This is a genomic window from Streptomyces sp. NPDC028910, assembly GCF_055564955.1.
Genome location: NZ_JBVHVF010000021.1, coordinates 46,475 through 69,631, shown reverse-complemented (window position 1 = coordinate 69,631; position 23,157 = coordinate 46,475). Strand labels below are relative to the sequence as shown.

The following is a 23,157-nucleotide window of genomic DNA, read 5'->3' as shown; positions in this document are numbered from 1 at the left end:
TCAACGTGCCAGTCCCCAAGCTGCCCGATGGATCGATTGAGTTACCGATAATCCCGCCAGGACAATTTCTCCACGGAATTCATATCTGTAGGGGTGGGGCATCGGAAGAGAAATCCGCGGAATGCGTATCCTCTCCTGGGCGGCATCGGCGGCTCCCGCCCACGGAAGATTGCACGAGGTGTTTCATGCGGTATCTGGTCTGTCGTTGGGAACCGGGCGCCATCGAGGCCCTGTTGTCCCGCGGCGTGGACGTCGTCCTGCTCATCGACGCGTGGGAGGCCGAGCACCGCCGTCTCGACCCCGGGATCACCGGCCGGCTGGAGCGGTTGATCCGGATCGACAGCTTCGACGCCATGGACGAACTGGCCCAGCTCGTCACGGGCCTCCAGGAGGAGGGACTGGCCTTCGACCGGGTACTGAGCGTCTGTGAGCGCGGCCAGTTCGCCGCGGCGTACCTGGCCGCTCTGCTCGGCCTGGACCGGCCCACCATCGTCCAGAGCGTCCAGGTCCGCGACAAGCGCGCGATGAAGACGGCGGTCCGGCGGCTCGGCGTGCCCACGGCACGCTTCACCACAGTCCCGTCAGGCGACCCGGGGGCGGCCGCCCGCCATGTCGAGCGGGAGATCGGTTTCCCGGCCGTGGTCAAGCCCGTCGCCGGTGCCGGGGTGGTCAGCACCGTCCGGGTCGGGACGGCCGGCGAACTGGAGGCCTGGCTCGCGGTGAACGCCGCGGACGGGCGCTTCATGGCCGAGGAGATGATCGACGGCGAGGAGTTCCACGTCGACGCGGTCTGGGTGGACGGCCAGGCCTGGGAGTTCGCCGTCAGCCGGTACCTGCGCCCCCGGATCGAACTCGACGACCCCGGCCACCTCAACGGCGCGATCCAGCTCCCCGCCGACCGGGAACCCGAGCTGTACGCGGCCGTCGAGGAACTGCACGGCCGGGTCAACGAGGCGCTGGAGATCACCGACGGCATCACGCACACCGAGCTGTTCCGCTCCCCGGACGGCAGCCTCTGGTTCTCGGAGATCGCCACCCGTCCGGGCGGCGGCGGCACCACCCAGGCCTTCCGGCCCCGGGGGGCCGACCTGCGCGAGGTGTGGGCCGAGTCCCTGGTCAGCCCGGAGCGGCGGCCGCAGCCGCTGTCCGAGCCGCCCCACCCCTACATCGGCTGGGTCATGCTGACGCCCCGTACGCCGGGCCGTATCACCCGCGAGCCCGCGGACGCCGAGATCAGTGCGTTCCCCTACGTCCTGGACGTCGACCGGACGGCCCGTGTCGGCGACGTCGTCTGGACGAACAGCCTGGCGCCCGGCGTGACCCTGGTCATCGGTGCCGACAGCGAAGAGCAGTTCACCGAGCGGGCCCTCGTCCTCGAATCCGTCCTCGTCTTCGAGACGCAGCCCGCCGACGAGGCCGCCGCATGACCATCGTCCACGACTTCCGGGAACTGCCCGCCCCGGCGAAGCTGCTGCTGCTCGCCAGAGGCGTGACGTCCTTCGGTTCCGGCCTGGTCCTCCCGCTGCTCGTCATCTACCTCGTCCAGGGACGCGGCTTCGGGGTCTCCGTCGCCACCAGCACGATCGCCGTCACCTCCGTGACCGCCTTCGTCGGAGGGCTGGTGGCCGGCTGGGCCGCCGACCGGTTCGGCAGCGTGCGCGCGGTGTTCACCGCGCTGCTGCTCGCCGCGACCGGCACCGGACTGTACGCGTGGGTCACGGCGCCCTGGCACGCCCTGGCGGCCGCAGCGGTCTTCGGGCTCGGCGTGGGAGGCACCAGCGTCTGGCAGGGGCTGTTCGCCGAGGCGGTGGAAGCCGACCGGCACCCGGTCGTGTTCGGCTTCCAGTTCGGGGTCGCCAACGCCGCGCTCGGCATCGGCGGGATCCTGGCCGGGATCGTCGTCAGCGTCGAGCACCTGTGGACGTTCCAGGCCGTCTATCTGGCCGACGCCACCACCTTCGTCCTGGCCGGGCTGATCACCGTCGTCGCGGGCAGGCGCCTGCCGGCCCCGGCGGACCGGCCGGAGGAGCGCGCGCAGCAGTCCTCCTACCTGCGGGTGCTGGCCAACGGGCCGCTGCTCGCGGCGCTGCTCATCGCGTTCCTGATGTTCGCCATCGGCTACTCACAGCTGGAGTCGGGCATTCCCGCCGTGCTGGTCGCGGTCTCGGACGTGCGGCCCTCGGACATCGCGCTGATGTGCCTGGCGGACACCGCCTTCGCCGTGATCGCGCAGATCGCCCTGATGCCGGTGGTCAAGCGCACCCCGCACCGGGTGTCGCTGGCGATCGCCGCGCTGACCTGGCTGGTGTTCTGGGTCGTGCTGCTCGGTGCGCTCCAGGCCGGGTCCCGGGTCGTGATGCTCGCTTCGATCTGCGCGGGCGTGGCGGTGGCCTCCGTGGGCGCGGCCTTCTACTCCATGGCGATGCCGACCCTGGTCAATGCGGCCGCGACCAGTGCCGACCGGGGGCGGGCGAACGCCCTCCTCGGGATCTTCACCTCGCTCGGATTCACCGCAGGGCCGTTCGCCGCGGGTCTGTTCGCCGACCACGGCATGGCCCGGACCTGGGTGCTCGTCGCGGCGGGGACCACCGCGGCCACGGCACTGCTGGCCTGGGTGCTCCGGCTGTCCGGCACGGCGCGGTCCGCGGAGCCCTCGGAGCCCGGGCAGCCGGCGGAGTCGAAGCTGCAGCCCGAAGCGGTCTGACGTGGGGGGCAGGACCAACGACGGACGGACGGGGATCCCGCTGCACTGCGGGATCCCCGTCCGTCCGTCGTCCTGCCCCCGGGTCAGACCTCGGTCCCGGCCACGGCCCGGGCCTCGGCCTCCACGGCCAGCTCCACGAGCGCGCCGCGCACCGCACCCGCGAGCCGGCGCAGGCCCCGCGGCCCGATCCGGGACGGGTCCGCGGTGAACAGCAACTGCCGTGCGCCGCCGGGCCGGTCGGCCCGCAAGAGCTCCGCGGTGAGGTCGGCCGAGGGGGCGGAGCCGATGAGGTGCGCCGGCGCCAGGAGCGACGTACCGAGACGCAGGCTCCTGGCCGGCTCGCCCGGTTGCACGCACAGGGTCGCCTGGAGCAGGGGTGCGGGCGTGCCCTCGTACCACCAGTGGTCGGCCGAGAACAGCAGCTCCCGGTCGCAGCGCCGTACCAGGGAGACCAGTGACTCGCCCGGTACGGCCCGCACTTGGACGAGGAGCGTGAGCACCCGGCGGCCGAGCGTCGGCTCCTGCCACGGCTCCACCCGGCCCGAGACCACCAGGCCGACCCGGAACTCCGGCTGCCCGGCGAACTCCGCCAGACCACGGGCGTACGCGGTGAGCACCAGCGAGGTCAGGGACACGCCCAGGGCGCGGGTCGCCGCACGAAGCCGCCCCAGCAGCACGTCGTCGACCGGAACGGCCCACTCGACCACGTCGCCGCCGTCCACGCCGCCGTTCTCGGCGCCGTTCTCGGCGCCGTTCTCAGCGTCGTCCGGTGCCCCGGCCGGCCAGGCGATCGGGGGCAGCGCCGCCAGCCGCTGGTGCCAGTCGGCCACCGCGGACCGGGGCTCGGTGCCGCCCGCCGACCGGTGGACGGCAGGGGCCGCCCGTCCGGAGCACTCGGGTTCCGATGGACGGGCGGCCGCGTAGGCGCTCTCCAGCTCGCGTTCGAAGGCGTCCAGCGACCAGGGGTCGAGTGCACTGCGGTGCAGATGGACGGCCAGCAGGCGTCCGCCGTTCCAGGTGTAGAGGGCGCAGCGCACCAAGGGGCCACGGACGGTGTCGAGCCCCTCCAGGGCTCCCGCCGCGGCGAGGTCGCGCGCCTGCTGCAGGGCCTCCCAGCCGGCGTCCGGCACGGGTACGACGTCGACGCCCAGCCGGTCCCAGTCCGGCAGGACCGTGGATCGGTGGGCGTCGTGCCCCGCCTCGCCGGGCGGGGTGCGCAGGGCGGCCTGGCGGGCGGCCACCGTCCTCAGCGCTGTGGTCAGGCGGCCCGGGTCGATCCCGAGGTCCCCGGTGCCCGTATAGGCGAGGGACACGACATCGGCGGGCCGCCCGGCCTGCGTTCCCCCGTGCGGACGGTACGGGCCGGGGCCGGGGCCGGTGGCGAGGCCGGGGGCGGGGGCCGCGCCGGCCGCCCCCCGCCGGCGCAGCCCGGCCGCGATGCGGCCGGGCGTCCGCCCCGCGTAGATGTCCGCGACGGACAGGCGGACGCCGAACTCCTCGTACACGCAGGCCGCCAGCCGGATCGCGGCGCTCGGTTCGAGCCCGGCCTCCGCCAGGTCGGTGCCGCACCCGATCGGTACCTCCAGCACCTCGAAGGCCAATTCCGCGATCCTGGCGGTGAGATCGGCCCCGCTCCAGGAAGGCGGTCGGGTCACGGCGTGAGCGCCACGCCGTTGAGGCGGGGGGCGAGCTGGAGCTCGCGGATGTCCTTGTGGTTGAGCACCCACATGAACCAGCGCTCGACGCCGAGGCCGAAGCCGGAGGTGTGCATCGGCGCGCCCTCCTTCATGCGCACGTACCAGTCGTAGGACTCCTCGGGCACGTTGTGGTGCGCCAGCGCGGCGCGGGTCTGGGCGCCGTCCACGTGGCGCTCACCGCAGCCGACCGTCTCGCCGATGCCGAAGAGCAGGTCGCCGTTGAGCGCGGTCCGCTGCTCCGCGTCGCCGTACGCCTGGTAGAAGGGCACCGACAGGTGGTCGAAGTGGGTGACCCACAGCACCGGGCTGATCTCCTGCATCAGCCGGCGCTCGCCGTGCCGGGTCAGGGTCCGCCAGCCGTCGTGCTGCTCCACCGCGTACGGGTCGTTGCCCAGGTGCGCCACGGCCTCGTCGAACGTCAGGCGCGGGAAGGTGTCCAGGGCGAGCATCTGCTCGATGTGCGAGGTGGAGCCCGCCAGTTCGCGGATCTCCTCCGAGAGGTTCTCCATCACACCGGCGGCGAGCGCGCGCACGTACGCGTCGACGACGTCCATGCAGTTCTCCAGGCCGCCCGGCAGCTCCGCCTCGCTGTGGAAGAACTGGTTGAGGTGCGACTCGTCCGCGTCCTCGCCCCGGAAGCTGGGCATCAGGTACCAGGCGCCGTTGCGGCTGAGCCGGCAGCCGTACTCCAGCATGAACTGCATCGAGTCGGCCAGGAAGGTGCGCTCGCCGAACAGGTCGATCTCCACCGGGAGGGAGTCGCTGCCCAGGCCCATCGGGCTGGAGATGCTGTTCGTGGTGATCGGCAGGTGCACGGACTTGACGCCGCGCTCGCTCCAGAAGGCGGTCGTCCGGGTGGTCACGAGGTCCTGGAGGTCGACCAGGGTCCGGTACAGCGGCTGATCCACGATTTCGAGGAACCGGTCCGCCGAGGGACGCCATCCGCCGTGGGAGAAGTCGTTCTTGAGGCTCATGTTTTCTTCCTGTTCGGTGGCAGACCGGCCGCCCGGAGGATCTCGTGGGTTCTCCGGCGCCGTCTTGGCATACGTACTGAATCGGGAGGAAGAGTCGCGCACGGGTGTCGCGAACGGTCCCGGTGATGGAGACAGGACGATTCCCCCGCTCATCAATATGTCGGCACGGTCCCGGCGGGCCAAGTGGTGTGGGTGGCAGCTATGTTCGTGGCAGCTTGGTGCCTGCCCGGAGCGGATTCAGTCGTTGATTGCCGCACATGTCCGGGGATACATTCACGTCATCATCCTTCGGCAGGGCCCTTCGGCGGAAAGATTCGCCGGGTTTCCGCGTGCCCTTCGTGTTCCGCGCCGTCAGACCGTGCCCGTGCCTTTTGCCGTGCCGCGTCGGGCATTTCACTTTTCGTGTCGCGCGGTGGGCCGTGCCGGAGCAACGCATCACCTTCAGAGGAGATCCCTTTCATGACCGAGACCCTGCTCGCCGAGGTCCAGGACTACTTTTCCGTGAAGGCCGAGGCCTACGACGACGTCGACCTCCAGCCGTACTGGATGCTGTCCGACCGGCTGCTGGCCGCTGCCCTGAAGGACGAGGTGCTCTCGCGGCTGCCCGAGGGCTTCCGCTTCCTGGACGCCGGCTGCGGCACCGGCCGCTGGACCACCTTCTTCGCCGAGCAGGCGCCGGCCAGCCGCGGTACGTCCTTCGACCTGACCGCCGAGATGCTGGGCGTCGCCGAGGAGAAGGCCCAGCGCCGCGGCTTCGCCGACCGCGTCTCGTTCGTCCGCGGTGACCTGGCCGACGTCTCCGAGACCCTGGCCGGCCAGAGCTTCGACCTCGCCTTCAACTTCCACAACGTCCTCGGCTTCGTCGCCGACCCCGAGAAGGTCATCGCCGACGTCGCGGGTCTGCTCAACCCGGGCGGCCTGCTCGTGTCGTTCCTGCCGAGCGTCTGGCACACCGCCTTCTTCAACATCAGCGTGGGCAACCTGGACGAGGCCGAGAAGGCCCTCGGCCGCCGCGGCCGCTTCACCACTCAGATGCCGGACATGCACCTGTTCGACCTGGAGCGCATCGAGAAGATGCACGCGGCCGCCGGCCTGGAGCTGGAGGTGGTCTCCGGCTTCCCGAACCTGATCTACCCGGGCTACCAGGAGACCCAGCTGCACGGCTCCACCGAGAAGCTGGTGGACATCCTGGCCGACGACAACGCCGACCGGATCTTCGAGATGGAGAACCGGCTGCGCAGCACCCCGGGCATCGCCCCGCGCGGCAACAACCTCTTCGTCGTCAGCCGCCGCCCGGCCTGACGACCCGGCACCGAGCTGAGCTGAACTGATCATGCACGCAACACTGGCGGCCGAGCCGCTGTCGCTGCTGTCGGAGGAGTTCGCCCGCGCCCCCCACCCCCACTACCGGCGCCTGCGCGAGCAGGCGCCGGTGTGGTGGGACGCCGAGACGCAATGCTGGTACGTCACCAGCTACCGCGAGGTCAACGCCCTGCTCCGGGACGCAAGGCTGTCGGCCCGGATCGGGGCGGGCTTCTTCGGGGACCTCGACGTCCCCGCCCGCGCCGGCATCCAGGACGTGGTGGACTTCTTCGACTCGTGGCCCATGTTCACCGATCCCCCCGCGCACACGCGGGTGCGGTCCGCGGCGGGCCCCGGATACCGCCCCGCCGGCGTCCGCCCCCTGCGCGACCGGATCGCGCGCGAGGCGCGAGAGCTGCTGGCCGACTGCGATCCCCGGACCACCGATCTGCTCGGGCGTTTCGTCCATCCGCTCGCCGTGTCGGTGACCTGCCGGCTGCTCGGTATCGACGACGAGCACCGCGAGTCGGTCCTCTCCTGGTCCTGCGACATCATCGAGTTCATCGGCGTACCGCAGTGCGAACCGGACCGGGCGCCCCGCTCCCGCGCGGCGATCCGAGAACTCCAGGACTACCTGCGGACGGTGATCCTGCCCATGGCCCGGGCCGGACAGGGCCCCCCGCAGATCCAGGCCTTCCTCGACCTGGAGCCGCGCCAGGGCGCCGCCCTGTACGCCCAACTGCTCACCGGAGGCATCGAGCCGGTCGCGGCCAGCCTCGGTTCCGCGCTGGTCAGCCTCCTGGACGGGGCCGGGGACGTACTCGACGGGCTGCACCGGGGGTCCGTCGACGCCGGTCAGGTGGCCGAGGAGGCGCTCCGGTACGACGCCCCGTTCCACTTCGTACCGCGCAGTGCCACCGAGGCGATCGACGTGGCCGGGGCGACCATCCGGCCCGGTGAACGGGTGGCCCTCGTGGTGGCCGCGGCCAACCGGGACCCCGCCGTGTTCGCGGACCCGGACCGGTTCCGGATCCCGGTGGAGGGGGAACGGGACCGTCCGCACCTGTCCTTCGGGGCCGGCCATCACTTCTGCCTGGGTGCCGGCATCGCCCGGGTGACCCTCACCGAGGCCATCGCGGCATTCGCCGAGTGGACCGCGGGGCGGCCCGTCGGCCGGATCTCGGCCGACCGGTCGGCCGCGTTCTGCCGGACGGTGTGGGAACGGGTCGCCGTGGGCCTCTGACCCCTGACATCCGCGCCCCGGCACCCTGCGTAGCGAGGGTTCCGGGTGGACCGCCGCCATCGTCGGCTGTCCACCCGGAGCCCTCGCTTTCGCGTGCCGGCCTGCGTACGGGCCTGCGTACGGGCCTGCGTACGGGCCTGCCGACCCGCCCGCGTACCGGCGCCGCGCCCGGGACGACGGCCAGGGCCTCCCACCCGTACCCACGGGTGGGAGGCCCTGCGCGCGCTGTGCGACGCCCGCCGCCCGCCTACGGGCGGTCCGTCATGCGGGAGCGTCCTCCAGCACCGTGCGGACGGCCGCCGCGGCCTCGGCGAGGGGGACGGTGATGCTGCCGCCCTGGGCGAACCGGGCGCTGCCACCGCCGCGGCCGCCGGTCACCGCCAGCACCTGCTCCAGCAGTTCCCTGGCCGTGCCCTGCCCGCCCAGCGCGGCCGGCACCCCCACACCGATACGGAGGGTCCCGGCGCCGTCCGGGAGCAGGAACAGCACGACGGCGTTCAGCTCCTCGCCGAGCCGGCCGGCCTCGTCCGCCATCTGCTTGGGGTCCAGGGGCGGATCGACGAGCAGGACGTACCGTCGGCCTCGGCCGGACACCGGTTCGCGGACCTCCGCGGCCAGCGACTGTGCGCTGATCCGGGTCTGCCGGGCCGGCTTCTGCTCCTTGGCCGCGAGTGCCTCTATCCGGGCGGGCAGTTGCTCCGCCGGTACCCGCAGCCGGCCGGCGAGCTGCTTGAGGGTCCGGTCGCGGTCCAGGGTGTAGGCGAGTGCGGCCTCACCGGTGACCGCCTCGATCCGGCGGACGCCGGCGCCCACGCTGCCCTCGCCGATGATCCGGAAGAGCCCGATCTCGGCCGTGCCGGACACGTGCGTACCGCCGCACAGCTCGCTGCTGACGTCCCCGAACGAGACCACCCGGACGTCGTCGCCGTACTTGTCGCCGAAGAAGGCGATCGCTCCGTCGCGCACCGCGTCCTGGTACGGCTTCACCCGCACGCTCCGGCCGGCGTTCTCCAGCACCCGGGCGTTGACCAGGCGCTCGACCTGGTCGGCCTCCTCCTCGGTGAGGGCCCGGGGGTGCTCGAAGTCGAACCGCAGCCTGTCGGGCGCGACGAGCGAGCCCGCCTGCCGCACCTGGTCGCCGAGCACCTCGCGCAGCACCGCGTGCAGCAGGTGGGTCGCCGAATGGTTGCGCATCGCCGCCCGGCGACGGGTCGCGTCCACGGACAGGTCCAGGGTGTCGCCGGCGCGCAGCACGCCCTTCGAGACCTGGACGACGTGCACGTGGTGCCCGTCGATCCGGCGGGTGTCCGTCACCTCGGCGGACAGCTCCGGCCCGGTGATCGTGCCGGTGTCGCCGACCTGGCCGCCGCCCTCCGGATAGAAGGGCGTGCGATCCAGGACCAGCAGGCCCTCCTCGCCCTCGACGAGGCTGTCGGCGGGCCCGTCCGGGCCGGCCAGGGCGACGACCCGGGCCTCGGACTCCAGCCGCTCGTAGCCGAGGAACTCCGTGGTGACCGAGCCGATGGCCGCGGTGAACGCGGGCGCGAGGGTCCGTACGGCGCCCTTCGGGTCACCGGCGCCGGCCTTGCCCGTGCCGCCCGCGCCCCGGGACAGCTCGCGGTGGGCCGAGAACAGCTCCGTGAAGCGCGCCTCGTCCACCGAACCGCCCTGTTCCGCGGCGAAGTCGCGGATGAGGTCCACCGGCATGCCCTGGGTGGCGTACAGGTTGAAGGCCTCCTCGCCGGAGATCCGGAACCCGGGGCCGGTGGCCAGCCCGGACAGCTGGTCCAGGCCGCGTCGGACGACCCGGCCGAAGTCCCGCTGCTCCCGGCCGAGCAGTTCCAGTGTGCGGTCCCGGTTGCGGCCCAGCTGGGGGTAGGCGCCCTTCAGCCGGTCGATCGCGACGTCCGCCAGCTCGGGCACGTCGATGTCGTGGAAGCCGCTGCGGGTGGCCACGGCGATCGCCTTGCGCAGCAGGCGCCGCGGGATGTAGCCGCGGCCGTCGTTGGAGGGCACGACGCCCTCGCTCAGCATGAAGGTCGAGGACCGGATGTGGTCGGAGATGATCCGGACGTCGCGCTCGGCGGCCGCCGCCCCGCCCAGGCCCTCGCGGACCGCCCGGACGATCGGGGCGAACAGATCGGTCTCGTACGCCGAGTCGTGTCCCTGGAGCACCATGGCCATGCGCTCCAGCCCCGACCCGGTGTCCACGCTGGGGAAGCGCAGGCGCTCGAAGCGGCCGTCCGGCTGCTTCTCGAACTCCATGAAGACGCCGGCGTTCCAGATCTCGATGTACCGGCTCTTCGTGTCGAACTCCCCGCCCGGCCGGTACTCCTCACCGTGCGCGGCGCCGGTGTCGTAGAACACCTCGGTGCACGGGCCGCAGGGGCCGGTGTCGCCGGTGGACCAGAAGTTGTCCTCGCCGAGGTACACGATGTGGTCGCGGGCGATGCCGACCCGCTCCCAGGCGGCGGCCGACACGTCGTCCGGCGGCAGGCCGAGGGCCGGGTCGCCCTGGTAGACGGTGACGTACAGCTTGTCCGCGGGGAATCCGAAGCGCTGGGTGAGCAGCTCGAAGGCCAGCTCGACGGCGCGTTCCTTGAAGTAGTTGTCGATCGACCAGCTGCCGAGCATTTCGAAGAACGTCAGGTGGTGGCGGTCGCCGACATCGGTGATGTCGTTGGTTCGCACGCACGGCTGGACATTGCAGAGGTCCGGCGCGGGCGGCAGCACCTCGCCGAGGAAATAGCGCTTGAGCGGCGCCATACCGGCGTTGATGAAGAGCAGGGAGGGGTCGTTCACCGGAATGACCGACGCGGAGTCGATCCTGGTGTGGTTCTTCTCGACGAAGAATTCCAGGAACGTGTCCCGTATCTCATCGCTGGTGAAGGTTCGGATCATATGGAGTGCCTGATTCCTGGGAATGATGCGTACGGGTGTGGGGGCAGGCACGGTCCGTGGACGGGGCTGCGGAAACCGGTGCCGTACAGGCCCGAACAGATCCCAGGGCCCAGGTGAATTCGACGAGTTCCGCGCATGGCGCGTCGGGCAGTTCCCGCCGATGTCGAGTCCCCGGACACCGAGCGCCGGACTGCCGTGCCCGCGCCGCTCATGATGGCACAAGCACGATAATGGAATGCCCTTTTATTTCCGGTTCATCCCCATATCGTGGGCGGCTGCGCGCCGGGCACCAAGCTGCCAGGGGAGTAGGTGCCACAGCGCAGTGCTGTCCGCCGCCCGCCCGCTGGCGAATGCTGGAACGGCCGGGGGATCGGATCACCGATCCCGGCCCGCGCCCCGAGTCCCCGGGGCGGACGGGGCCCCGGCGGTAAGCGCTCTCTTCAGGGTGGACCACCGATCAAGGAAGACGAAGATGATTGACGTCGCCCCTCATCCGCAGCCGGCAGCACCGCCGCCCTGGCAACCGGTCATCCGGCAGCGGATGTTCGCCACCGCGTCGTCCGTGGGCGGGAGTTCGGCGACCCGGGGCGTGGTGACCGCGTTCCTGGACACCCTGACGGAGCGCGGGTACGAACTGACGCCTGCGGCCCGGCTCACCGACGCGGACGCGTCGGTCACCTTCGTCAACGCGACCATCACCCCGCACAAGCAGGCCCTGGCCCGTGGCGGCCGCATCGGATCCATCTGCCACTACCAGCCGTGCTTCCGGGCGCACGGCGAGCACCCCTGGCTGTTCGCCTTCGGCATGGTCGGCCTGCTCGCCGACGTGGAGAGCCCCGACGACCTCGACCGGATCGCCGAGGACACCCACCTGGCGACCCTCGCCGCGCTCGGCCACCCTCCGGTGGACCGGCTGCACATCCTCATCGACTCCCGGGACACCGACCTCCAGGAGTCCGTGGGCAAGGCGGCGGCCCGCCACGGAGGCACCCTGCACGTCCTGCCGGACTCCACCGTCGGCACACGATGGACGTACGGCAGCGACAGCCCGCTCACCGGGCGTGGCATCACCTACTACTACCGGCGCCCGGACGTGGGCTGCGAACCCGAATGCCGGCCCGACTGCCGGTGCCCCCGCTGGCAGCCGTTGTCGAATCTGATCGTCGTCCACAACGGCGAACGCCAGTACGCCGAGGTCGGCTTCGGCACCGAGGTCACCGCCGCGATCCCGTACGGTCCGAACGCCTTCTCCCTGCCGGAGATCGCCGACCGGGTCGCCATGGCCACCGGGGCGGGCCTCCCGGATACGGCCGCCGCCGACGCGGTGAACCTCTTCCGCGCCGTCACCATGCTCGTGGAGGACGGTGCCCGGCTCTCCGGCAAGGGCCCCGGATCGGTGGTGCGGAAGTTCGTCCTGCGGCTACTGGACCTGCTCGACGGCACGCTCGGCGTGGAAGGCGGGGAACACCTGCTGACCCGGTTCGGCGCCACCCGGCAGCTGTTGGACGTGCTGCGCGCCGAACGGCAGCGCAGGGAGAGCGCGATGGCCGACAACCTGCGCGCCGCCCTCTTCCTGCTGGACCGGCACCCGCACACCACGGACGCGGAACTGCGCTCCACCTACGGTGTCTCCGAGTGGCAGGCCCGCCGGCTGCGGCAGACCCGGCTGCGTCCGCCGCGGCTGAAGGCGGGCGATACGGTCACCGTCGTCTCCCCGTCCTGGCGCGGCGGGGAGGTCTTCCCGGAGCGGACGGCGCGCGGCGCGGCCGAGCTCGCTGCCCGGACCGACCTGACCGTGGTGACCTCGTCCGTGAAGCCCGGGCTCTGCCCGGAATCCCGCACGGCTCGCGCGGAGGAGTTCAACCGCGCCGTACAGGACCCCGGAACCCAGGGCATCCTGTGGATGATCGGCGGCCTGTCCGCCTCCGAACTGCTGCCCCTGATCGACTACGAGGCGTTCGGGGCCCGCCCCAAGGTGCTCTGCGGGTACTCGGACGCGACGGTGCTGCACCACGCCCTGTACGCGCGAACCGGCGCCACCACCTTCTACGGCCCGGCGCTGCTGTCGCAGTTCGCCGAGAACGGCGGCGCGCCCGAGCTCACGGTGGGCTCCTTCGCCGAGCTGACCATGCGGGGCTGGACGGGACGGTTCCCGACCGCGTCCGAGGTGATCGAGGAGTTCGTCGACTGGGCCGGCGACAACCGTCCGCGGGGCGCCGTCCCGGCGCCCCCGCGCAAGGTGCTGCGTCCGGGGCTGGCCCAGGGACCCCTGCTCGCCGGATGCGTCCCGAGCGCCCTGCAACTGCTCGGCACGCCCTGGCTGCCCGACTACCGGGGCCACGTCCTCGCCTTCGAGTTCACCGACGACAACGGCTACGGCCCCGGCCAGGCGGCCCGGGACCTGTGGCAGCTGCGTCACGCGGGCCTGCTCGACGGCGTCGAGGGGCTCGTCCTGGGCCGGCCGCGGATGTGGTCCGACGACCAGCGGGAGCAGCTGGAGCGCATCGTGCTCGACGTCTGCCACGGTACGGCGTTCCCCATCGTCACCGAGTTCGAGTTCGGCCACACCGACCCGGTCCTGACCCTCCCCACCGGCGTGCCGGTCGAGCTCGACAAGACGACCCTCACCCTGCTGGAACCGGCGGTCCGCTGAGCCGGCGCGGGGTGTCGGTGTGCCGCGGGGTGCCGCAGGGTGCCCGGGGCCGCTGCCGGCCCGAGGTGCGTTACCGGTCGCGATGGGTGGACAGTCCCGCGCGGCCGCACGCCACCACCGCTTCGCGAATGTCACCCACCAGGTCTTCGCGGTCGCCCACGATCATGCGGACCAGCTGCGGCGCGGCCTGCGGCCACACGGCCAGCCCGATCAGGACGAGGAGGCGGACCGCCATCTCCTTTTCGGGCAGCCCGGTCCGCTGCGCGAGGGTCACCACCGTGCGCTGGTAGCGGGCCGTGCGCTCGGGCTCGCCCGGCACCTCCTGGTCCTGGTAGTGCAGCGCCTCCCACATCAGGAGCCGCAGTAGAACCGGGTTGCTCTGGTGGAAGTCGAAGATGTCGCCGAGCGACTCGACCGGATCGGAGGCGAAGGCGGGTACGGCTTCGTACAGCTCGCTGAACGCTTCGATGACGACAGCCTCGAACAGCTTCTCCTTGGAGCCGAAGTAGGCGTAGATCCGCTGCTTGTTGGCACCCGCAAGCGCGGCGATCCGGTCAACACGGGCACCGGCGATGCCGTGTTCGGCGAATTCTGCGCGACTTGCGGCCAAAATCCGATCGCGTGTGCTGGCGGAAATGGAACCCTTGGTTGGCATGGAACACTCCTCGGTCCCCCTCGGTGTCTCATCGAGATGTGGGGTGATCGGCCTCGTAGCCGGCTGGGAAACGGAACCCGCCGCACGGTTTGACCAGCGGGTTCGTCTCAGATCCTGACACAGAAACGCATGGCAACCAACTAGTTGGGGTGCTAGCTTTTCGTCTCGTGACGACGACAGAGATGAACCGAACCTCCAATGAGAGGGACGCATATGTGCCGATCTGGCCCACTGTGCCGGTCCTGGCTGTCGTCGCCGCTCTCATCGCCGGGCAGCTCTACATCGCCATCCCGCTGTACGACCCGATCTCCGCGTCCTGGAACGTCGCGCCCGGCGACCTGTCCTGGCTGGTCACGGCGTTCGGGCTGGCGTATGCGATCGGGTTCCTCCTCGCCGGCCCGCTCTCCGACCGGTACGGCCGCCGCACGGTCATCACCTGGGGGCTGGCGGCCACCGCCGTCTCCACGCTGGCCGTCACCGCTGGATCGGACCTGGCCGCCGGTACGGGGCTGCGCGTCGTCCAGGGCCTGACCGCATCCGCCTTCGCGCCGTCGGCGTTCGCCTACCTCGTCGAGCACGTCGAGCCGAGCAAGCGTGTCCTGGCTCTCGCGTCGCTGATCAGCGGGTTCATGGCCTCGGCAGTCGTCGGCCAGGTCGGTGGTCAGGCCCTGGCCGGCTTCGGCTGGCGCGCCGCGTTCTTCGTCTCCGCCGGGCTCTTCGCGCTGGCCGCGCTGGTGCTCCGCTCCCTACTGCGCCCGGACTCGGCCGCCACCGCCGGCTCCCTGCCCGCCGCGCTGCGCGCCATGCTCGCGCTGCTCGGATCCTGGCGCCTGGTCCTCCTCTACCTGTCAGCCGGTACGGTCCTGACCTCCTTGGTCGCCTTGTACGCGGGCATCCAGCTCGCCGGCGCATCAGGGATCGCCGGCAGCCCCACAGCGCTGTTGCTGCTGCGGCTCTCCGCCCTCCCCGCGATCGTCCTGATGCTGTTCGTGACTCCGCGTCTGCGTCACATCAGTGCGTCTCGGCGGGTCGCAGGGGCGCTGGCCGTCGCTGCCCTGGCCGTGCTGCTGTCCGAGGCGGCCTGGCCCGCCCCGGTCGCGGTGGCCGGAGCCCTCTTCGTGTTCAACGCGGCGATCTCGGTGGCCGCACCCAGCCTGGTCGAGACCATCGGCGATCAGGCGGGCCCCGCCCGCGGTGCGGCCGTCGCCCTCTACACCTTTGCCCTGTTCATCGGTGCGAGCCTGGGCTCGCAACTCGCCACCGGCTTCCCCGCCGACTACGGCGCGCTCGCTCTCGCGGCGACCACCGTGCTGTCGCTGGGAGCACTCGGCTCCCTGATCGCAGGCAGGCCGGCGCGTCGCACGTGATCGCCTGACGCGCAGTTAAGTTCCGTAAATCACCCACTACTTGAGGAGGCTCGATGTCCGCCACCACCACACGCGGCACCGCCGAGACCGTCAACGCCTGCAACGGAGCGAGTCTCCCGTACGGCACCTGACAACCATCTCTCACGCACACACATGGGGGTAAGCGCGTGAACACCGATCTCATCCGTACTCTGTGCCTCGTCGGCGACCGCTTCGAGGGATTCGGACGGCACGAGTCCGTCCGGACCCTGTCCGGCTTCCTGGGAGCACTGCGCCGAGGCGAGTTCGACTCCATCCCGGCACCGCTGTTCCTGTTCGGGGGGCAGGGGGTCGGCGCCTACGAGTGGCAGCACGTCCGCACCGCACTGGAAGCCCGTGGACTGACGGACAAGGTCATCGTCGAAGAGGCCGTCCAGCCGCTGGCCGGCCGCAGCGAAGCACACAAGCACCGCGCGGAGAACGTACTGATCGCCGGTCTCGACCGCGTCGACGACACCCGGTTCAAGGCCGATCTGCGGCTGCACAACGACAACGAACTGCTCATCGACCATCAGACCGGCCAGCACGTACAGGGCCTGGTGGCGGTCGAGGCGGCCCGGCAGATGTTCCTTGCCGTCACCGAGCGCTTCTACGCGGCCGGCCGCGACTACTATTACGTCATCAACTCGCTGGACACGCGGTTCGAGAACTTCCTGTTCCCGCTGGACGCGCGCATCGACTACACCGTCACCAGCGCCGACACGGACCGTGCGGACCGGCTGCGCTTCACCGCCCGCATCGAACTGCACCAGGCCGGGCTGCGGGCGGCACTCACCGAGGTGAGTTTCACCGCGTACGAGTCCGGCAGCATCGAGACCAAGGAGCACCGTCGCGCCGAGGACGCACTCACGGCGGCCCTGACGTCCGATCGCGTTCTGGCCACCGCGGGGCCCGCTCGATGAGCGCGAACGGCAGAACCGCCGCGTTCTTCGATGTGGACGAGACGCTGACGGACTTCAAGTCGATGTTCCGATTCCTGTCGTTCTTCCTCCGCACGCAGGGCGAACCGGACTCCACCTACGACCGGCTGACCGGCAGGCTCTTCGCCGATGCCGCCGCCGGGACGCCCCGCGAGGAGATCAACCGGGCGTACTACCGCCTGTACGCGGGGGAGCGCGCGGACCGGCTGGCCGAGTGCGGCAAGCGCTGGTTCGCGTACGAGCAGGCCGGCGGCGGCGTGTTCCATCCCCGGATACGGGCCGAGCTGGAGGCCCACACCGAGGCAGGACGGCAGACCGTGCTGATCTCCGGGTCGTTCTTCGCCTGCCTGGATCCGATTGCCGCCGAGCTCGGCGCCGACTACGCCTACGGCACCGAGCAGGTGATCCGGGACGGCGTGCTGACCGGTGAGGTGGTCCGGCCGACCATCGGCGAGGCCAAGGCGATGGTGATCGCCGAGCACGCGGCGCACGCCGGCCTGGACCTGGCCGGCTCGTACGCCTACGGCGATCACGCTTCCGATCTGCCGATGCTCAGGGCCGTGGGCCGGCCGGTGGTGGTGGGCGCCGACCAGGTGCTGACCGCGCACGCGGCCCGAGGAGGCTGGCGATGCCTGGCCCTGGACGGCGCCCTCAGGTAGGCGCCTCAGGTAGGCGCCCTCAGGTAGGCGCCTTCCCCGTAGCCCTCTGTGCGCGGGACCTACACAGCACTTCTGTCTGCATTCCCGGCATCCCCACATGCGTCCCGATGTCAGACCCTGATTGATCAGGGAGCACCATGCAGTTCACCCAGCCGGTGGCCGTTCTCGGCACCGGGTCCTACGTTCCGGACACCATCGCCACCAACGAGCAGGTCGGCTCCGCCGCCGGGGTCGATGCCGAGTGGATCCTCCGCAAGACCGGCATCCGGGAACGGCGCTACGCCGCCCCGCACCAGGCCGCCTCGGATCTGGCCGCCCAAGCGGCGCTGGGCGCCCTTGAACAAGCCGGAGTCAGCGCCGGCGAACTCGACTACATCGTCGTGGCCACGTCCACCCCCGATCACCCGCAGCCCGCCACGGCCTGCATAGTCCAGGACGTGATCGGCGCCCGCCAGGCGGCCGCGTTCGATGTGAACGCCGTCTGCTCGGGCTTCGTCTTCGCGCTGGCCACGACCCGGGCCCTGCTGGCGACCAGGCCCGGATACGGTCTGGTCATCGGCGTCGACGTCTACTCACGCATCATCGACCGCACCGACCGGCGCACCGCGATCCTGTTCGGTGACGGAGCCGGCGCGGTCGTCCTCGGCCCCGCGGTCCGCAGCGGCGCTGTCCTGGAGACCCATCTGGCCTCCTCCGGCGCCGACCACGGGTTGATCGGCGTGAGCGCCGGGGGCTCCCGCGTGCCCGCCACCGCCGCCACCGTCGAAGCCGGTGACCATTTCTTCCGCATGGACGGAAGAGGCGTACGCGACTTCGTCAGCCAGCATGTCCCCGACACCACCCGGCACTTCCTGAACCGAACGGGCATCTCGCCCGACCAGGTGACGCACTTCGTCCCGCACCAGGCCAACGGCGTCATGCTCGACGAACTGCTGCCGGAGCTCGCGCTCGGCAACGCCACGATGCACCGCACGGTCACGCACTTCGGCAACACCGGCGCGGCGTCCATTCCGCTCACCCTGGACGTGGCCTCGCGATCCGGAGAGATCGACGAAGCCGATCTCGTGCTGCTGGAGGGCTTCGGCGGAGGCATGTCGCTGGGAGCGGCGCTGCTCCGCTGGGAGATCCCGGCCGCGCAGCTGCTGCCGCGCGCCGCCTGACCTCACTTCTCATGACTTCCCGCCCCTCGGGTGCGGGCACCCGTGCCCTGAAGAAGCGGGGCACACCGAAACTCACTAGGGAGAAACCGTGCACCACTTTGCCATGCCCCGCCGCCCCAAGCGCCGTACCGCGCTCATCGCCGCAGCGCTCCTGACCGCCACCCTCGGCACCACCCTCAGCGCGCAGGCCGCCCCGGCCGAGGCGACCGCACTCACCGAAGCGGTGGCGGGCGGCGACAACGTCGTACTGAAGTGGAACCAGCAGGCGTACAACGCGACCGTCGTGCGCGCTGCCGGCAAGGGCACCCAGCCGCCGATCGGTTCTCGTACCTTCGCCATCGTGCACGCGGCGATGTTCGACGCCTGGGCGGCCTACACCCCGACCGCGCAGGGCACCCAGCTGGGCGGCGGCCTGCGCCAGCCGGAGAAGAAGCGGACCGAGGCCAACAAGGCCAAGGCGATCAGCTATGCGGCCTACGACGCCCTGGTGAACCTGTTCCCCGAGCAGAAGGCCACCTTCGACCAGCAGATGACCGACCTGGGCTACGACCCGGCGGACACCACGCTCAAGACGGAAAACCCGGTCGGTGTCGGCCACACCGCGGCGGCGGCCGTCATCGAGGACCGCAGAGACGACGGCTCGAACCAGTACGGCACGCCGGCCTATTCGCAGCCCGAGGACGACACCTACCAGCCGATCAACCCGCCGCAGGACATCAACAACTTCGACAAGTCGACGGTGGTCGCGCCCGACCGGTGGACGCCCCTGATCATCAACGGGGTCACGCAGAAGTTCGCCACCCCGCAGTGGCGCAACGTGAAGCCGTTCGCGATTTCCAACACGCAGGACTACCGGGCGCCGGAACCGCCGAAGTACGGCAGCCCCGAGGTCGCGGCGGACATCGAGAAGCTCATCAACATCCAGGCGAACCTGACGGACGAGCAGAAGGTGATCGCCGAATACTGGCTGGAGATCCAGGAGACCCCGACCGCCCACCAAAACCAGTGGGCCCAGTTCGTCTCCCGCCGGGACAAGCACGGCCTCGACGAGGACGTGAAGATGTTCTTCACCCTCAACCTGGCCATGGCGGACGCGGGCATCGTTCTTCGCGACAACAAGGTCGCCTACGACTACGCACGCCCCATCACCACGATCCGTTACGACAAGTCCGGGCAGCAGGTCCCCTCGTACCAGGGTGCGGGGCTGCCGACCGCGATGGTCGACGGCTCGAAGTGGAAGCAGTACACGGGCACCCCGCCGTTCGCCGCGTACATCTCCGGCCACGCCATCTGGGGCGGTACGGCCGCCGAGGTGCTGAAGCTGTGGACCGGCTCCGACAAGTTCGGCGACTCGGCGACCATCAAGGCCGGCTCCTCGCTGTTCGAGCCCAACGTCACCCCCAAGCAGGACATCACTCTGAAGTGGGAGACCTTCTCGGAGGCCTCCGACCAGGACAACGACTCGCGCCTGTTCGCCGGTTCGCACTGGACCTTCGACGTCGAGGAGGGCGAGGCCACGGGCCGCAAGGTCGCGCGTGACGTCTACGCGATCGCCCAGAACTACATCAACGGTTCCTGACCGCTCTCCTGCGGGCCACCACCCCGCAGGAGTCCCCGACCGCCGGGCCGGCCGATCGCGTGCGGCCGGCCCGGCGGCCGGCCCGGCGGTCGGCCGGGGAGAAGGCGCCCGGTCATGCGGTTCGATCAGCGATCCACCGAAGGAAGGAGTTCTTGATGCGTGCCATCCGATTGCCGAACCGTTGGAGAGACCGGCTGGCAGCGTTCTCCGTCGCCTATCAACGATGGAGCCCGGCGTGCCTGCGAGCCAGCGTCGGTCTCCTGTACCTGTGGTTCGGGGCGCTGAAATTCATCCCCGGCATGAGCCCGGCGCAGGACATCGCGATTCGGGCGATGTCCACCATGACGTTCCACGCCGTCCCCGCCGGGGTCTCGCGTCCGCTGCTCGCGCTGATGGAAGTGCTGATCGGCCTGGGACTGGTCTCGGGACGGCTGCCACGGCTGACGATGGGCGTGTTCTTCGTCCATATGGCCGGGGTGTTCGCCACGCTGGTGATCATGCCCCACTCGGTGTGGATGTGGGCGCCTTTCGCGCCGACGATGGAGGGGCAGTACATCCTGAAGAACATCGTGCTGGTGGCGGCGTGCATGTCGGTGGCCACCCGGCGTCCCGGCCGCCGTGTGGGGGAGCACTCCGACGTGCGGCCGGCCGAGCAGGAGCTTTCCCCAGCCGTGTCCGCCCGTGCCTGACGGCTGCGGCAGCGTTCAGCCCGCAGGGTGGGCGAGCAGTACGGCTGCGGCGGAGCGGGCCAGGCGTGCGGCATCGGAGCGCCGGTCCAGGTGCGCGGCGATCATCGCGCCGTCGTACAACTGGCCGAGGACGGCCGGTAGATCGCCGGCGCCGGTTCCGAGCAGCCGGCTGAACAGCTGGCGTTGCCAGGTGCGGTGGCGGGTGATGACCGCACCGATGAGTTCGTCGTGCGGGTATTCGGCGGCGGCGTTGGAGAACGGGCAGCCCCGGTAGCCGGGGTCGGACAGCGCCTCGTCCAGGACGTCGAAGACCGCGAGGACACGTCCGTCCGGGTCTTCGGAACGCGCTTCGACCTGCTCTTCCATGTGCGCGCTCCATGACTCGGTGCGTTCCTGCAGATAGGCCGCGACCAGCTCCTCCTTGGTCCGGAAGTGCACGTACAGCGTGGACTTGGCCACCTTGGACTCGGCAACGATGCGGTCGATGCCGACGGCACGGATGCCTTCCGCGTAGAACAGCTCGCTTGCCGTGGCCAGTGCGCGCTGCCGCGCGGTCGATCGCTCTGTCGTGTCTGCCATTTCTCAATCATACGTACAGGTCTGTTTGACCAAGGCGATCTTCGTCGTTACAGTTTTAATCGAACGAACAGTTCTGTTCGATCTCACTCAAGGAGTACTCATGTCTCGCCTGCCCGTCGTCGACCCCGCCGCCGCCACCGGTGACGCCAAGCAGCTCCTCGACACCGTCCAGGCCAACTGGGGCGCGACCCCCAACAGCCCGAAGGTGATGGCCAACAGCCCGGCCGTTCTGAAGGGGTTCCTGGAGTTCTCCGGGGCCCTTGCCGGTGGCGCCCTGTCCGCCGCCACCCGCGAGAAGATCGCCCTGGCTGTCGCGGAGGCCAACGGCTGCTCCTACTGCCTGGGCGCCCACGGCTACGTCTCGGCCAACTTCGTCGGCCTGTCGGCCCAGGACATCGAGGACGCCCGCCGCGGAACCTCCACCGACAAGCGGGACGCGGCGGCCCTCGCCCTGGCGCTGGCCATCGTCGAGACCCGCGGCCACGTCAGCGACGCCCTCGTCGCCGATGCCCGCAACGTGGGTCTGACGGACGGTGAGATCGCCGAGGTCTTCGCCAACACGGCGCTCAACATCTTCACCAACTACTTCAACGAGGCCGCGGAGGTCGAGGTCGACTGGCCCCTCCTCGCCCCCCTCGCCTGATCCTGGCTGGGAATCCCACCCCCACCGCCAGCTGAAACGGCCCCTGACCAGCCAACTCGGTCAGGGACCGTCGGCATGTCGTACACCGTGGCGAGGTCAGGCCGGGGCCTGCGCCCGTGCGCGGCTCCGAGTCTCCTGCCGTACGACACGCCGGTGCCGGGACGGCATGCCCGCTGTCGGGTTGGCGACGCCCCACGCAGCGCCCTTGCAGATCAGCTCCTTGTAGAGGGCGGCTACACGGCCCGTCAGGGCGCTGTCGACCGCTCGGTCGTCGGCGGCGACGAACTGGATCAGGCCCTCCTTGCGGCCGAGGGAGATGCACTGCTGGAAGTAACGGATGGAGATGCGGGGGATCTTGGTGCCGGCGAGACGGGCGGCGATGGCGTCGGCGGCCTGCCAGGCCATGGGGACGCCCGAGGCGCAGGACATGCGCAGGGGCGTGCCGGCCGCGCCGATCGCCATCGCCGCGTCGCCCACGGCGTACACGTCCGGGTGGGAGACCGAGCGCATCGTGGTGTCGACCACGATCTGGCCGCGGTCGGTGAGCTCCAGGGCGGTGGCCTGGGCGATCGGGTGGACGGCGAAGCCCGTGGTCCAGACCGTGACCTCGGCCGGGATGGTCCGGCCGTCGGCGGTCGTCACGCCGTCCGCCTCCACGGCGTTGACCGCGGCGTGCTCGTGGACCGTGATGCCGAGCTTGTCCACCACCTTCCGCAGGTGGGCGCGGCCCTTCTCCGAGAGCCAGTCGCCGAGGGCGCCGTGGGTGGCCAGGGCGACGTCGAGGTCCGGGCGGGCCTCGGCGATCTCGGTCGCGGCCTCCAGGCCGGTCAGGCCGCCGCCGACCACGACCACGGGCCGGCCGGCGTCCAGGGCGGCCAGGCGATCGCGGAGGCGGAGGGTGCCGGGGCGGCTGGAGATCTCGTGGGCGTGTTCGGCGGTGCCGGGGACGCCCCCGTCGTTCCAGCCGCTGCCGAGGGCGTAGACCAGGGTGTCGTACTCCAGCTCCTCCCGCTCCTCCCGCTCGGGGCCGTTCGCCGAGGCGACCGTCACCGTCTTGCGGTCCACGTCCACGGTGGTGACCTTCGCGAGCTTCAGTCGCACGCCCGTGCCCGCGAACATCTCGCCCAACGGCCGGGGCCTGAGGTCCTGGCCGGCCGCGAGCTGGTGCAGCCGGACGCGCTCGACGAAGTCGGGCTCGGGGTTGACGAGGGTGATGGTGACGTCCTCGTGGTGCAGCCGCTTGGCGAGGCGGCCGGCGGCGATGGCACCGGTGTAGCCGGCTCCGAGGACGACGATGCGGTGCTGCATGTCCGTGCTCCTGTCTGGGCGGTGGCTGCCGTTGTCCGGCGTGGTTTCGCCCCTTGAACCGGACAGCCCCCCGTTCCCTGACAGG

General features: G+C 70.9%; 18 protein-coding genes. 12 read left to right on the top strand and 6 right to left on the bottom strand.

Annotated features, from left to right (window positions below; genetic code table 11):
* The first annotated feature begins 185 nt into the window (after window positions 1-185).
* Together ACZ4TV_RS24180 and ACZ4TV_RS24175 are read left to right on the top strand one after the other, a co-directional pair.
* Window positions 186-1,427, top strand: coding sequence for an ATP-grasp domain-containing protein (locus ACZ4TV_RS24180; protein ID WP_468136891.1), 1,242 nt, complete (start codon window positions 186-188; stop codon window positions 1,425-1,427).
* The gene (locus ACZ4TV_RS24175; protein ID WP_468136890.1) at window positions 1,424-2,704 is read left to right on the top strand and encodes an MFS transporter; all 1,281 of its coding nucleotides are present in this window, start codon (window positions 1,424-1,426) and stop codon (window positions 2,702-2,704) included. The genes ACZ4TV_RS24180 and ACZ4TV_RS24175 overlap by 4 nt, the downstream gene beginning before the upstream one ends.
* 83 nt (window positions 2,705-2,787) lie before the next feature.
* Here the strand turns inward: ACZ4TV_RS24175 and ACZ4TV_RS24170 are convergent, their stop codons facing one another.
* Window positions 2,788-4,359, bottom strand: a complete 1,572-nt coding sequence (locus ACZ4TV_RS24170; RefSeq protein ID WP_468136889.1) for a condensation domain-containing protein — start codon at window positions 4,357-4,359, stop codon at window positions 2,788-2,790.
* Window positions 4,356-5,375, bottom strand: a complete 1,020-nt coding sequence (locus ACZ4TV_RS24165) for an amino acid--tRNA ligase-related protein (protein WP_468136888.1) — start codon at window positions 5,373-5,375, stop codon at window positions 4,356-4,358. The genes ACZ4TV_RS24170 and ACZ4TV_RS24165 overlap by 4 nt, the downstream gene beginning before the upstream one ends.
* A 459-nt stretch (window positions 5,376-5,834) precedes the next feature.
* On the opposite strand from ACZ4TV_RS24165, the gene ACZ4TV_RS24160 reads away from it, so the two are divergent.
* Both ACZ4TV_RS24160 and ACZ4TV_RS24155 read left to right on the top strand, forming a co-directional pair.
* Window positions 5,835-6,677 (top strand): class I SAM-dependent methyltransferase, encoded by an 843-nt coding sequence (locus tag ACZ4TV_RS24160; RefSeq protein WP_468136887.1) that lies wholly within the window; start codon window positions 5,835-5,837, stop codon window positions 6,675-6,677.
* A 31-nt stretch (window positions 6,678-6,708) separates the two neighbouring features.
* Complete coding sequence (locus ACZ4TV_RS24155; RefSeq protein ID WP_468136886.1) at window positions 6,709-7,920, top strand: cytochrome P450; 1,212 nt, start codon at window positions 6,709-6,711, stop codon at window positions 7,918-7,920.
* Window positions 7,921-8,181: 261 nt separating this feature from the next.
* On the opposite strand, the gene alaS is transcribed toward ACZ4TV_RS24155, so the two are convergent.
* Window positions 8,182-10,821 carry an alanine--tRNA ligase gene (gene alaS / locus ACZ4TV_RS24150; RefSeq protein ID WP_468136885.1) on the bottom strand — a complete coding sequence of 880 codons (2,640 nt, stop codon included), beginning with the start codon at window positions 10,819-10,821 and terminating at the stop codon, window positions 8,182-8,184.
* Window positions 10,822-11,293: 472 nt separating this feature from the next.
* Here alaS and ACZ4TV_RS24145 point away from each other — a divergent pair, with 472 nt between their 5' ends.
* Window positions 11,294-13,474 carry a S66 peptidase family protein gene (locus ACZ4TV_RS24145; protein ID WP_468136884.1) on the top strand — a complete coding sequence of 727 codons (2,181 nt, stop codon included), beginning with the start codon at window positions 11,294-11,296 and terminating at the stop codon, window positions 13,472-13,474.
* A 70-nt stretch (window positions 13,475-13,544) separates the two neighbouring features.
* Here ACZ4TV_RS24145 and ACZ4TV_RS24140 read toward each other — a convergent pair whose 3' ends face one another.
* On the bottom strand, window positions 13,545-14,084 hold the full coding sequence (locus tag ACZ4TV_RS24140; protein WP_468136883.1) for a TetR/AcrR family transcriptional regulator: 540 nt from the start codon (window positions 14,082-14,084) through the stop codon (window positions 13,545-13,547).
* 260 nt (window positions 14,085-14,344) lie between these two features.
* On the opposite strand from ACZ4TV_RS24140, the gene ACZ4TV_RS24135 reads away from it, so the two are divergent.
* The 6 genes from ACZ4TV_RS24135 to ACZ4TV_RS24110 all read left to right on the top strand — a co-directional run bounded on the left by ACZ4TV_RS24135 (window position 14,345) and on the right by ACZ4TV_RS24110 (window position 20,542).
* Window positions 14,345-15,496 carry an MFS transporter gene (locus tag ACZ4TV_RS24135; protein WP_468136882.1) on the top strand — a complete coding sequence of 384 codons (1,152 nt, stop codon included), beginning with the start codon at window positions 14,345-14,347 and terminating at the stop codon, window positions 15,494-15,496.
* 167 nt (window positions 15,497-15,663) lie between these two features.
* Window positions 15,664-16,437, top strand: a complete 774-nt coding sequence (locus tag ACZ4TV_RS24130) for an AfsA-related hotdog domain-containing protein (RefSeq protein WP_468136881.1) — start codon at window positions 15,664-15,666, stop codon at window positions 16,435-16,437.
* The gene (locus ACZ4TV_RS24125; RefSeq protein ID WP_468136880.1) at window positions 16,434-17,114 is read left to right on the top strand and encodes an HAD family hydrolase; all 681 of its coding nucleotides are present in this window, start codon (window positions 16,434-16,436) and stop codon (window positions 17,112-17,114) included. The genes ACZ4TV_RS24130 and ACZ4TV_RS24125 overlap by 4 nt, the downstream gene beginning before the upstream one ends.
* Window positions 17,115-17,251: 137 nt before the next feature.
* Window positions 17,252-18,274 (top strand): 3-oxoacyl-ACP synthase III family protein, encoded by a 1,023-nt coding sequence (locus tag ACZ4TV_RS24120; protein ID WP_468136879.1) that lies wholly within the window; start codon window positions 17,252-17,254, stop codon window positions 18,272-18,274.
* An 88-nt stretch (window positions 18,275-18,362) separates the two neighbouring features.
* Entirely contained in the window at window positions 18,363-19,853 is a 1,491-nt protein-coding gene (locus ACZ4TV_RS24115) for a vanadium-dependent haloperoxidase (RefSeq protein WP_468136877.1), read from the top strand.
* Window positions 19,854-20,008: 155 nt separating this feature from the next.
* The gene (locus ACZ4TV_RS24110) at window positions 20,009-20,542 is read left to right on the top strand and encodes a DoxX family protein (RefSeq protein ID WP_468136876.1); all 534 of its coding nucleotides are present in this window, start codon (window positions 20,009-20,011) and stop codon (window positions 20,540-20,542) included.
* A 15-nt stretch (window positions 20,543-20,557) separates the two neighbouring features.
* On the opposite strand, the gene ACZ4TV_RS24105 is transcribed toward ACZ4TV_RS24110, so the two are convergent.
* Window positions 20,558-21,121 (bottom strand): TetR/AcrR family transcriptional regulator, encoded by a 564-nt coding sequence (locus ACZ4TV_RS24105; protein WP_468136875.1) that lies wholly within the window; start codon window positions 21,119-21,121, stop codon window positions 20,558-20,560.
* A gap of 100 nt (window positions 21,122-21,221) precedes the next feature.
* Between ACZ4TV_RS24105 and ACZ4TV_RS24100 the strand changes: the two genes are divergently transcribed.
* Complete coding sequence (locus ACZ4TV_RS24100) at window positions 21,222-21,764, top strand: carboxymuconolactone decarboxylase family protein (RefSeq protein ID WP_468136874.1); 543 nt, start codon at window positions 21,222-21,224, stop codon at window positions 21,762-21,764.
* A 96-nt stretch (window positions 21,765-21,860) separates the two neighbouring features.
* Here the strand turns inward: ACZ4TV_RS24100 and ACZ4TV_RS24095 are convergent, their stop codons facing one another.
* A complete protein-coding gene (locus ACZ4TV_RS24095) occupies window positions 21,861-23,072 on the bottom strand; it encodes an NAD(P)/FAD-dependent oxidoreductase (protein WP_468136872.1) in 1,212 nt (403 codons plus the stop codon).
* Window positions 23,073-23,157: the final 85 nt, after the last annotated feature.